Below are 824 nucleotides of genomic sequence, written 5' to 3'. Positions count from 1 at the left end.
GGGGTTGCCCCCTGTGAGATATGGAAGTCGCTTAGCTCTAGGGAGTTTAGCTCAGCTGGGAGAGCATCTGCCTTACAAGCAGAGGGTCAGCGGTTCGATCCCGTTAACTCCCAAAGGTCCCGTAGTGTAGCGGTTATCACGTCGCCCTGTCACGGCGAAGATCGCGGGTTCGATTCCCGTCGGGACCGTTTGAAATAACGTAAGTTATTTTAGACTCGTTAGCTCAGTTGGTAGAGCAATTGACTTTTAATCAATGGGTCACTGGTTCGAGCCCAGTACGGGTCATATCTGCGGGTTTGGCGGAATTGGCAGACGCACCAGATTTAGGATCTGGCGCTTAACGGCGTGGGGGTTCAAGTCCCTTAACCCGCATTAAGATATAATAAATGAGCCGGCTTAGCTCAGTTGGTAGAGCATCTGATTTGTAATCAGAGGGTCGCGTGTTCAAGTCATGTAGCCGGCATTTTTAGATAGAAGAAAACAGTGCGAACGTAGTTCAGTGGTAGAACACCACCTTGCCAAGGTGGGGGTCGCGGGTTCGAATCCCGTCGTTCGCTTAGAGAGGCCGGGGTGGCGGAACTGGCAGACGCACAGGACTTAAAATCCTGCGATTGGTAACGATCGTACCGGTTCGATTCCGGTCCTCGGCATAATATAGAGCACCCTTAGCTCAACTGGATAGAGTACCTGACTACGAATCAGGCGGTTAGAGGTTCGACTCCTCTAGGGTGCATTTTTCTATTTAACTCGGGAAGTAGCTCAGCTTGGTAGAGTACTTGGTTTGGGACCAAGGTGTCGCAGGTTCGAATCCTGTCTTCCCGATA

Annotated in this window: 9 tRNA genes; all 9 read left to right on the top strand. The window is 51.2% G+C overall.

Going from position 1 to position 824, the window contains the following annotated elements:
- Positions 1–40: 40 nt before the first annotated feature.
- Positions 41–113 (top strand) — tRNA-Val (locus tag KV696_RS09655).
- Between the two features lie 2 nt (positions 114–115).
- Positions 116–188 (top strand) — tRNA-Asp (locus KV696_RS09650).
- Between the two features lie 24 nt (positions 189–212).
- Positions 213–285: transfer RNA gene (locus tag KV696_RS09645), tRNA-Lys, on the top strand.
- Between the two features lie 5 nt (positions 286–290).
- Positions 291–372: transfer RNA gene (locus tag KV696_RS09640), tRNA-Leu, on the top strand.
- 18 nt (positions 373–390) lie between these two features.
- A tRNA-Thr gene (locus tag KV696_RS09635) sits at positions 391–463 on the top strand.
- Between the two features lie 22 nt (positions 464–485).
- Positions 486–557: transfer RNA gene (locus KV696_RS09630), tRNA-Gly, on the top strand.
- A gap of 7 nt (positions 558–564) precedes the next feature.
- A tRNA-Leu gene (locus KV696_RS09625) sits at positions 565–650 on the top strand.
- 9 nt (positions 651–659) lie between these two features.
- A tRNA-Arg gene (locus KV696_RS09620) sits at positions 660–733 on the top strand.
- Between the two features lie 15 nt (positions 734–748).
- Positions 749–822 (top strand) — tRNA-Pro (locus KV696_RS09615).
- Positions 823–824 lie beyond the last annotated feature (2 nt).

The sequence above is a fragment of the Streptococcus humanilactis genome (genome assembly GCF_019448275.1).
GTDB lineage: Bacteria > Bacillota > Bacilli > Lactobacillales > Streptococcaceae > Streptococcus > Streptococcus humanilactis.
Note: the sequence above shows the minus strand (reverse complement) of the source record. Positions and strands in the feature narration are given on the sequence as shown.